At 59.9% G+C, this 10738-nt stretch carries 6 protein-coding genes; all 6 read right to left on the bottom strand.

Annotated features, from left to right (window positions below; all coding sequences use genetic code 11):
• Positions 1-165: 165 nt before the first annotated feature.
• Positions 166-3744 (bottom strand): glycosyltransferase, encoded by a 3579-nt coding sequence (locus VD17_RS24130; RefSeq protein WP_046056001.1) that lies wholly within the window; start codon positions 3742-3744, stop codon positions 166-168.
• 124 nt (positions 3745-3868) lie between these two features.
• Positions 3869-5473, bottom strand: a complete 1605-nt coding sequence (locus tag VD17_RS24125) for a flagellar hook-associated protein 3 (protein ID WP_046056000.1) — start codon at positions 5471-5473, stop codon at positions 3869-3871.
• 13 nt (positions 5474-5486) lie between these two features.
• The gene (gene flgK, locus VD17_RS24120; RefSeq protein WP_046055999.1) at positions 5487-7553 is read right to left on the bottom strand and encodes a flagellar hook-associated protein FlgK; all 2067 of its coding nucleotides are present in this window, start codon (positions 7551-7553) and stop codon (positions 5487-5489) included.
• A gap of 23 nt (positions 7554-7576) precedes the next feature.
• Positions 7577-8878 carry a flagellar assembly peptidoglycan hydrolase FlgJ gene (gene flgJ / locus VD17_RS24115; protein WP_046055998.1) on the bottom strand — a complete coding sequence of 434 codons (1302 nt, stop codon included), beginning with the start codon at positions 8876-8878 and terminating at the stop codon, positions 7577-7579.
• Between the two features lie 11 nt (positions 8879-8889).
• Positions 8890-9978, bottom strand: a complete 1089-nt coding sequence (locus VD17_RS24110) for a flagellar basal body P-ring protein FlgI (protein ID WP_046056003.1) — start codon at positions 9976-9978, stop codon at positions 8890-8892.
• A gap of 27 nt (positions 9979-10005) precedes the next feature.
• Positions 10006-10701, bottom strand: a complete 696-nt coding sequence (gene flgH / locus VD17_RS24105; RefSeq protein ID WP_033055959.1) for a flagellar basal body L-ring protein FlgH — start codon at positions 10699-10701, stop codon at positions 10006-10008.
• Between the last annotated feature and the right edge of the window lie 37 nt (positions 10702-10738).

Below are 10738 nucleotides of genomic sequence, written 5' to 3'. Positions count from 1 at the left end.
GGAGCGAGGGCATGCCGAGCCACAGCGAGGCACCGAACGAAAGGGGCAAAAGCCCTTGGTTACTTGGCGCTTCTCCAAGTGACTCGCTGTAAAAGCGAAACCGTCAGCCGCCATTACCGCAGAAACGGATATGTACCCAACCCAATCGCAAAAGCCCCCCCCGGATCAGTTCGGCAACCAAGCCTCAGCCCAATAATTCAGGTTGTTACCCCGCAGCATATAGTCGCGCAGCACTTCCTCACGCAGCGCGTCACCCATGCGGTAACTCGCATCCGGGTCAGCCAGGTGCATACGGATTGCCTCAAGCCATTCTTCGGTACTGTTGCTCACCACCTTGGTACACGGCAAGTAACCCCGATAAGCCTCGGTGTCCGTGCAGATCACCGGGTAACCGCATGCGCCATATTCCAGCAGGCGCAAGTTGCTCTTGCAGTCGTTGAAGATGTGAAACTCCAACGGCGCCAAAGCCAGATCAAGGTTCAGGCTCGCCAGTTTGGCGGGGTAAGCCTGCAGGCCAACGGCGGGATGGAATTCATGTACGAAAGGCTTGAGTGCCGGTGGGCACATACCGAAGAACACCCATTCCACTTCATCCGCCAGCAGGCGAATGACATCGGCAATGATCGCCAGATCCCCATCATGACTGGTCCCCCCACCCCAACCTACTCTCGGCTTGCGGGACGTACGTCGCTGGCTGCTCAGGCCGGTCCACAGATGCGGAGCGAGCATGTTCGGCACCACGCGAATATCGTCATGCATGCCTTTGAGAGCATCGGCCAGCGGCCGAGTCGACACCACCACCCGGTCACACAACCCGATCGCACGCCGCACGATCTGCTCAACGCCAACGATGGCCTTGCGCACGTGAGCATTTTTCTTCGGCACATCGATGACATAGTCATCAAGCTCAAAGATCCGGAAGGCCCGCGAACTGTTCCTGACCCGCTCCACTTCATTCACCGCGCTTTCACTGTAGCGCCCTTGCAGAATGATGACGTCGGGCGACTGACGCTCCAGCTCAATGTCCGAAGGTGTATGGAACGAAACATTACCGAGCACTTGCCCCGCAGCCTCCAGCTCGAGAAATGGCTGGGTGACACGGTAATGCCCTACTGCGGTTTCGTTGATCGGAATCGCCAGCACCCGTGGCAGCAGGTGACGGGCGAACGGATTCCAATCGTTCTTGAAACCAGGTTCAAGACTGAAATTGTTGGTGTTGAGGCTCAGGTTGACGTTGTACGCCGGATCTCTGGCGATGATCGGCAGCCAGCGCTGATAAAACAGCTTGTGCTCAGCCACCAGCGTTGACACCACCGGCCCGCTCTCCGTCTCGGCAGACACGTGGACCGATTCGGCATACGGCGTCCAGACCACCAGATACCCCTTCTGCCTGACACGTAGACAGAAGTCTGGGCCGCCAAGCCTTTGGGAAAAGGCCTGCTCGTCAAACCCCTGAAGCTCATCGAATACCTGCTTGCGGACCAGCAGGCACTCGGTGCTCACAGCGCTCAAATTCTGCACCGCCTGCTGGCGCTGCATATACCCTGAGGCAGTCACCACTTCCCCGCGCCAAGGCACGCCGACAGGGCCGCGCATCCCCAGCACCAGGGCCGAACCTTCAATACGCCCCTTAGGGCTGACCATTCGACCACCCACGACGCCCACTTCCGGACGCAAGCCGTGATTCAGCAGTTCGCCAAGCCAGTCGCGGTTGACGATCAGGCTGTCAGGACTGAGCAACAGCACATACTCGCCGCGAACCTGAGCAACAGCGAAGTTTTGCGCCGCGGTCGGGTTATCGGCGTAATCGCAGTGCAGCACACGCAGTTTTTCGCCACCCATTTGCGACATGGCGGCCAGCCAGTCCTGCGCCTCGGGCGAGGTGCTTGCGTTGTCCACGATCAACAATTCGTAGTGAGCATACGCCGTATGCTCCAGCACACTCTCAATGCAGCGCTGAAGCGGGCCGAGCCGGTCCCGCATCACCACAACAATGGACACCAGCGGCTGAACGCCATGGTGGTAGTCAATTCGATTGATCAGCGGCACGCTGCCTTCGCGGACCTCGTGTGCGGCGCCGATGCGATCAAGGTGCGCAGTCAGTACGCGAGCGTTTTGTTCGATAACCTGCGGCAGAGCGAGCCATTGCGACAGACCGAACGAGGACTCGACCAGCACTTGGGCGACATGCTCCACGACATGCGCGCCGTGGTTTTCGACGAGGCGCCAGACCAGGTCATGAGGACTGAGCTCGGTGAATTCCGGGTTGAAGCCGCCTGCGTCGACAAAGCGCTGGCGTTGAATGGCCAGTGTCCGCCCGATATAGGGATAACTGCGCAACAGGTCCAGATTGAAATCGGACTTGAAGATTGGCTCGACCGGTACGTCATTGCGCAAGCCGCCTTCATCGCTGTAGATACACAGCGCATCGGCACTCTCGACCATCCGCTCGGCCAAAAGCAACAAAGCCAGTTCATTCAGGCGATCACCGGCCCGCAGAAGATAGAACCAGTCTGCACTGTCCGTCTGCATCAGCAGGCCATTGAGTTGCTCAAGTCCGTCGCCTTGCAAGGTCACACGAATCACGTTGCCAGCAAGGGCGCTGGCACGATTCTCACCGGAGAGCACCAACACGGTTTCGGCGGCATAAACCTGCCTATCGATGCTGTCCAGAGTGACGTCGAGTGCCGCTTCATCCGCGTCAGCATCAATCACCACCGGCACAATTCGCGGCTGCCACGCCCACGATGCAAGGCGCGTAGGCAACAGGCGCTGCTCGGCCGGGTTCAGGGTGCGACAGGCCAGCCATTGCTGGTACACATCAGCGAAGCTGTCACAGTTTTCACCCACCCGCGAACGTATCAAGGTCGAGGAAAAGCCCAGAGAGCGACTGAGCGCCATTTCCTCCCAGTCATACGGTTCACCGAGGGCGGCACTGGCCAGATCGATATAGCGCACATGCCCCGGCGCTGGCGCCGGTTCGCCACTGCGCACCGCCAGCATTTGGGTCAGCCAACCGAGCTCGACCGCCACGGCCTGCTGGACCTCCAATTGATTGCTCATGCGCGCCGGGTGCAGGCGTTCGAAGCTGAGCACCTGTCCCATGACCGCCAGATTGCCACGACGCAACAGGCAGACAAACAAGGCGAAATCGAGACGGGCGACAAACCCTTCGCCGACCTGGGTCAATGCGGGCAGATACTCCAGCACCTGATGAGTACGCATCAGCGCGCCACTCAAATTGCTGAGGAAGTTCATGGCCGTGCTTTCCAGCACATCCAGCAAGTCTTCACCCTTGAACAGCGTATCTCCCGAGGAAAAACTGGAGTTCTCCAGACGCTCGGGAAGCAGAAGGTAATCGCCGTCGCAATACTGACGCTGTGCAATCACCAGATTCACGTCGTCATGGTCAATGAAACCCTGTACCTGTCGGGCAATACTCTCAGGTAGCAGCTGATCGTCATCACAGAGAAGCTTGAGGTACTCCCCGGTTGCCTGCTCGGCGCAGGCCATCAGATTCCCCTTGAACCCCAGGCGTTGTTCATTACGCACATAACGTAACGTCACGGTTTGCGGCACCGCGCAGGCCTGGACCAGCTCATGGATTTCGTCACTGTCGCTGTCGTCACACACGATCACTTCAAGCGACGCATAGGTCTGATTCAGAGCACTTTGCAGCGCTGCCTGAAAGTACAGCGGGTTGTAGGCAGGAATGGCGATGCTGACAAGAGGAGTTGGTTTCACGACAGGGGAACTCGCGAGCGGCGGGCGCTCACTCTGGAACGAGTGGAGCAGCCCTGAACCGCTGAAAAAAGACGGTTTGCACTCGGTGCCTTAACCTTCGCGCCAACAGCGCGAAGGCCTCGACTCAGACTTTGTTGAACAGCCCCAACTGAGCGATTTTGCTGAATGCCAGTTGCGAGGCCTGCAGCATGGTTTGCTGCAAGGTCAGGCGGGTCATCACCGTGGCCGGGTCCGAATCACGGATCGCCCCCTGGGTCTGCGTGTTTGCCTGCACCAGGCTCTGGTTGATCTCGGTCTGAGTCGTCAGCGACGCACCGCGACCACCCACGGAACTGATGCTGGAGGTCAACTGGTCAATGCCACTGGCCAGGTTGCCGATGCCCGAATTAATGGCTGCGTTGACTTTTTGAATGGCCAGCGGATCGTTGTTGGTCGGCGTCGACAGCGCGGTTTTCAGCTGGTTGACGGTGTCCAGAACGTTCTGCGTCTGGTGAGTGTTGACCATGACAGAGAACTGGTCACCGGCAAGCGTCGACGGCGCCGGCACGCCGCTCAGCGTGAAGGCGACACCCGATGCGGTGGCGACGTTGCCCGCCAGAACGCCGCTGGAGACCGGCTTGCTGTTCGCGGTCAGAGGCGCGGCATACAAGTCGAAAGCCGTGGGACTGGTGAACTTGAGAATCGCCCCGCCTTCCGGAAAGCTGGCGTGGTAGGCGGCACTGTTGGTGATGCTCGTATTGGTGACTACTTCGGTAGACGGGTTGCCTGGACTGCGCGACGCATTGAAGCTGTCCGGCTTGGCCGCCAGGGTGAAGCTGTAGGCATTGGGGGACCCGACCGCCGGAAACACGGTCGCCGGAACGTCGCCAGGCTTCATGTTGATGTTCAACTTCAGGTCAACGCCACGGAAACTGATCGTCTGGGTAGCCGCACCGTCGGTAGAGCTGAACACGCCGTTACCACTGACTTCGGACGTGACATCGGCACCCGACGAATCCCTGATTTCCAGCTGTGTAGGGCTGAGGAAATTCACGGTGTAAGGCTCGCCACTGCGGAATTTGGCGTTGTAGGTCACGTCGGAACCTACCTGACCATTGGAAAGCACCACGCGACCGCTATCGACCAGCGCCGTGGGCGAAGTCATTGTGGTCTGCGTGCGACTGGTGTTGATGGCTTGCTGGAACACAGCCCAACCGGTGCTATTGGTGGCCATCGACTGGGTATCGCCAATCGGCAGGTCCAGGGTGACCTGATCACCGTTATAGCTGTAGGTGCCGTCGGTATTGCGCGAGAACGGAACGGTATCGCCTTTGGAACCGGCGAAAATGTATTTGCCGTTTTCGTCCTTGGTGTTCATCAGGCTCAACAGTTGCTCTTCGATCTGGCCGAGCTCCGCAGCATTGGCCTGACGGTCGGAATCGGTATAACCGGCGTTGCCGGCACCCAGGGCCAGTTCCTTGGCGCGTTGCAGCACATTGCCGATACTGGTCATGACCGCTTCAGCCTGGCCAAGCGTAGCTTTGATCGTAGTCATGTTGTTGGAGAACTGATCGAGCATCGAAGCCTGCTGGCCTAATTGCAGCAGGCGCGAGGCGCCGACCGGATCATCGGCGGCGGTGTTGACGCGAACCAGGCTGCTCGCCTCTTCGCTGCTCTTGACCACGTTGGCAAAGTTCTTCGAATAGTTGGCAGCCGAGGACTCGTAAAACTGGGCGGTAGAAATGCGCATGGGCTACGACTCCTTAAATGCTGTTGATCAGTGTGCTGAAGATTTCCTGCGCAGCCTTGATGATCTGCGAAGAGGCGGTGTAGTACTGCTGATACTTGACCAGGTTGCCGGTTTCCTCATCGAGGTCGACACCCGAAAGCGAGTCGCGCGCACCTTTGGCGTTCGCCAGGATGGCGTCGGTCGCGGCGCTGTCGAGCTTGCCCTGGGCGGCCTTGGAGCCAACGCCTTCAACCAGTTTGCCGTAAGCGTCGTTAAGGGAAATACCTTTGCTGGCGGAGCCGGTGTCCACGGTCTGCGCAGTCTGCAAGCCGGCCAGCGTGGTGCCGTTACGGTTGTCCAGGCTGCCCGGCTGACTGAGCGAGACGTTGATTGCCGCGCCGTTGCTCGGTGCACCGGCGAAGGTCATGCTGAAGGTCGCGGTGTACTGAGTGGCAGGCGCAGGCGGGATCGGCGCACCCGTGGCATCCTTGAGCGGAATGCTCAGGTTCAGGGTGTTGCTTTCACCTGGCTTGATAGTGCCGCTGCTGATCAACCCGCCCTTGGCATCCAGGAACTGGTAGGTCTGGCTGGTGCCGTCGGCGGACACCGCACCAAATACCACCTTGGTCGGCGTGGAGTTTTTCAGGCCATTCTGCATCGCGGTGGTGGTCGCCGCGTCGTAGATATCGAACTTGCTGGTCAGGGTCGGTTGACCGCTGGCCGGGATCGTCAGGCTGCCGCCGCCACTGCCGCTCGCTGCAATGGCCGCGCCCAACGGTGCCGCGATGGCCAGACGTTTGGAGTCGGTCATCTCGGTCTTGATGTTGGCGGCCGCGTTACGGGTCGGGGTGATCTTGAAGGTATCGCCAGCGGCGGCAGTGCCACCGCCCAGCGTCATCGAGAAACCGTCGATCACCGGCGGTGGTGTGGTCAGCGTGCTGAAGCTGCCCATAGACGAATTGTCTGGCAGGCGCTGCACGGTGTAGTCGGTGGCGCTGGTGAACGTTACCTTGTAATCGTTGATGGTCAGCTTGCCGGTGTCTTTGATGCTGACATCGAAGTTGCCCGAGCCCACGCTGTTATTGCCAGAGGCGATGCTGCGCTGAGCCATCTGCGCGGCACTGTTGATGCTGTTGAACAGGTTCGAGCCGAAGTCACCGTTCTTGTCGATGCCGTGGGCCTGAATGCTGTTCATCTGATCGGCGACGACCAGAGCGACGCGACCCAGTTCGTTCATGGCCGGGTCGAGCACGGTGCTGCGATAGCGCAGCAAACCGCCGATTTCGCCACCGGTCATGATCGACGTGATATCGATGGTGCTCGATCCACGATTGAGTTGCAGCGACAACCGGTTCGGGTCGTCTTTGCCCGGCACGACTTCGAGTTTGTTGACGGTGTTGCCCATGACCAGCGGCTGGCCGCTGCCCAAGTAGATATCGACGTTGCCTTCGCGTTCGACGATTTGCGCACCGGTGAAGGTCGAGAGCTGGCGTACGGTCTCGTTACGGGCGTCGAGCAGCTCGTTCGGCATGCCGCCAGAGCTGGAAATCTCGGAAATCTTCTGGTTCAACTGCGCCACGGTGGCGGCCAGTTTGTTGACCTGATCGGCCATGTTCTTCAGGTTGCCATTGATGTTCGCGTTCTGCTCGTTCAACTGGCTGGACACTGAATTGAAACGGTTGCTCAAGGCCTGGGCATCGCTGAGCAGCAACTGGCGTGAAGCGTCATCACCCGGCTTGGCGTTGACGTTTTGCACCGAGGCGAAGAACTTGGTCAGTGAGCCATTGAGGCCGGTGCTGCTGTCCGACAGCAGTTTGTCCAGCGGCGTGACTTGACCCAGGTACGCGGCCGAATCGCTGTTGAGCGACGTGGTGGTCTGCAGTTGGGCGTCAAGGTAGCTGTTGTACACCCGACGTACATCAGCCAGCGTCGTACCAGTGCCGATGTAGACATTGCCGAACTGCTGCGAGGCTTTGCTGCCTTGCACGGTCTGCTGACGCGAGTAACCCGCGGTATCGACGTTGGCGATGTTATTGCCGGTAGTCAGCAATGAGGAATGGCCAGCAGCCAGCCCCGACATCCCGATATTGAGCAAACTCATGGTTCAGACCTTATAGCTTATGCCTATAGAGGCGTGGTGGTAGCGCCCGCCGCAGCGTAGTTCTGGTAACTCGTCATCTGCTTGGCTATCTGCGAAATCTTGCTTGCGTAGTCCGGGTCGGTTGCGTAACCGGCCTTTTGCAACTCGCGCACAAACTGTTCTGGGTTATCGGCCGACTTCACAACATCTTGATAGCGATTGTTGGTTTGCAGCAGCGTCACAAGGTCATGGAAGCTGTCCTTGTAAGAGTCATAGGAACGGAACTGAGCCGTCTCCTTGACCATCTCGCCATTCCTGAATTCGCTGGTGATCGCGCGCGCCGAATCGCCTTTCCAGCTGCTGCCGGCCTTGATGCCGAACAGGTTGTGACTGCTGCTGCCATCCTGGGCGCGCATGACCGATTTGCCCCAACCGGTTTCAAGGGCGGCCTGCGCCACCAGGTAACGCGGATCGACACCAATGCGTTCGGCGGCCTCTTTGGCCATCGGCAGCATGGTGTTGACGAATTCGTCGGCGGAACTGAACGCTTTCTTCGCCGGTGCCAGCGGTATTTGCGCCATGGCACGACCATAAACCTGCAGGCGCCCGCTGGATGTCGCATCCGTTTGCGAAGCCAGCCAATCGCCGTTGTACAGGGGCCCGGCACCGGTCTTGGTGCTCTGCGGCATTTGGAGGTTGTTCTGCGCCGTCGCGGTGGTCACGGCATTGGTCGATGCCGACGGCACCAGCCCTGCGAGCAAGCGGTCGGCCAGTTTCGGCGGCAGCGCCAGGCGTCGCTGATTGATCAGCGCCATGTCATTGCGATGAGCACCCTCACCCACGCTGGCTGGCGACTTCACTGAGCGCGAAGCCCACAACGGACGCTCGCCATTGAGGCGCGACAGCGGCCCGTTGGTGCCGACCGTACCGGCGGCAATCGGGGTTTCCACGGCGGCTTTCGCGGCAGCTTGCTTGGCGGCTGACGCGGCAGCAGCCTCGCCCGGCGCCAGCGGTTTGTTCTTCGACATCTGACGCATCAGCACGTCAGCCAGACCAATACCGCCACCCTCACGGGACATGGAAACGGCCAACTGCTGGTCGTACATTTCCTGGTATTGCTTGGCTGCCGGCGTGTTGAGCGGATTGTCCTGGCCCAGCGCGTCGGTGGCCGAGCGCATGGACTTGAGCATTTCACCGAGGAACAGCGACTCGAACTCCTGCGCAACCTTGCGCATGTTCGCGTCACTGTCCTTGTCGCCGACCTTGAGCTGGTTCAAGCGATTGAGGTCCGAATAGGAACCCGAATCGTTGCTGCCGACCCCCAATCCGCCCTTGCGCATATCCATGGTCGCCGTCCTCAGATCACGATCAGATCGGCTTGCAACGCGCCGGCCTGTTTCAGTGCTTCGAGGATCGCCATCAAGTCACCCGGCGCCGCGCCGACCTGGTTCACCGCACGCACGATTTCGTCGAGGGTGGTGCCCGGGCCGAACTTGAACATCGGCTTGGCTTCCTGCTGGGCGTTGACCCGCGAGCGCGGCACGACCGCCGTCTGCCCATTGGACAGAGGGCCGGGTTGGCTGACGATCGGATCTTCGGTGATGGTCACGGTCAAGCTGCCGTGGGTCACGGCGGCCGGGGAAACCTTGACGTTCTGGCCGATCACGATGGTGCCGGTGCGCGAGTTGATGATGACTTTCGCCACCGCCTGACCCGGGTCGACTTCAAGGTTCTCGATGATCGACAAGTAGTCGACGCGCTGACTCGGATCGAGTGGTGCACTGACGCGAATCGAACCGCCGTCGATAGCCTGGGCAACGCCAGGGCCGAGCATATTATTGATCTTGTCGACGATGCGCTTTGCCGTGGTGAAGTCCGAACGATTGAGGTTCAGCGTCAGGCTGTTGCCCTGATTGAAACCGCTCGGCACCGAACGCTCAACCGACGCACCGCCCGGGATACGACCAGCCGACGGAACGTTGACGGTGATCTTCGAACCGTCACGACCTTCGGCGTCGAAACCGCCGACCACCAGGTTGCCCTGAGCGACCGCATAGACGTTGCCGTCGATACCCTTGAGCGGCGTCAGCAGCAAGGTGCCGCCGCGCAGGCTCTTGGAGTTACCGATGGACGATACTGTGATGTCGACCTGCTGCCCCGGCTTGGCGAACGCCGGCAAATCAGCACTGATCGACACCGCAGCGACGTTCTTCAACTGCACGTTGCCCGAACCCGGCGGCACCTTGATGCCGAACTGCGAGAGCATGTTGTTGAAGGTCTGCAAGGTGAACGGGGTTTGCGTCGTCTGGTCGCCGGTACCGTTAAGCCCGACCACCAGGCCGTAGCCGATCAATTGGTTGGAGCGCACGCCGGAAATACTGGCGATATCCTTCAGCCGCTCGGCTTGCGCGTTGAACGCTGCGGAGAGCATCAGGGCGGCCACCATCAGGTGTTTGAGATTCAACGTAGCCACCTAGAAAGGGAACAGCGGGCTGAGGAAGAAACGGTCGAACCAGCCAGGCTGACTCGCATCGGCAAACGAACCGGTGCCCGAATAGGTGATGCGTGCATCGGCGATACGGGTCGACGAAACGGTGTTGTCAGTCGCGATGTCATCAGCGCGAACAAGCCCTGCAATCCGCACCAGTTCATCACCGGTATTGAGGGTCATCCACTTCTCGCCGCGTACGGCGATGATGCCGTTGGGCAACACGTCGGCGACGGTCACGGTGATCGAGCCGGTGAGGCTGTTGCCCTGCCCGGCCTTGCTGTCACCCTTGGTCGCGCGGTCGCCGCTGTAGCTGGCATCCAGACTCAGGTCGCCGCTGCCGAGCGGGTTATTCGTGTTGGGCGTACTGCCGAACAATGAGGACAGGCCAATGCTGGTCTTACTGTTCTTGCCGACCTGGGAATTGGCGTTTTTACTGGCTTGGGTCTTCTCGTTCAAAGTAATGGTGATGATGTCACCGACCCGGAACGCCTTGCGGTCGCTGTACAGGTTCTGTTCGAAACCAGCCTGGTAGATCGAGCCGTTATTGGCCGCCGCCGGCAGCGGCGTGCGCGGTAACACCGGGGCGTAGTAAGGGTCATTGGGCTTGGGCGTCGGACCGACGCAGCCCGAAAGCGCGGCGATCCCACTCAGTGCCAGAACAGATACGAAGCGATTCATGACCCTACCTCACGGTGTTACAGGCGACCTCATGGTC

The organism is Pseudomonas fluorescens, from assembly GCF_000968015.1.
In the GTDB taxonomy this organism is placed as follows: Bacteria; Pseudomonadota; Gammaproteobacteria; order Pseudomonadales; family Pseudomonadaceae; genus Aquipseudomonas; species Aquipseudomonas fluorescens_W.
Note: the sequence above shows the minus strand (reverse complement) of the source record. Positions and strands in the feature narration are given on the sequence as shown.

Excerpts from the sequence above, each read along its gene's own strand:
- VD17_RS24125 (WP_046056000.1), bottom strand. The coding sequence starts at position 5,473 with ATGCGCATTTCTACCGCCCAGTTTTACGAGTCCTCGGCTGCCAACTAT.
- flgK (WP_046055999.1), bottom strand. The coding sequence starts at position 7,553 with ATGAGTTTGCTCAATATCGGGATGTCGGGGCTGGCTGCTGGCCATTCC.
- flgJ (WP_046055998.1), bottom strand. The coding sequence starts at position 8,878 with ATGGATATGCGCAAGGGCGGATTGGGGGTCGGCAGCAACGATTCGGGT.
- VD17_RS24110 (WP_046056003.1), bottom strand. The coding sequence starts at position 9,978 with ATGGTGGCCGCCCTGATGCTCTCCGCAGCGTTCAACGCGCAAGCCGAG.
- flgH (WP_033055959.1), bottom strand. The coding sequence starts at position 10,701 with ATGAATCGCTTCGTATCTGTTCTGGCACTGAGTGGGATCGCCGCGCTT.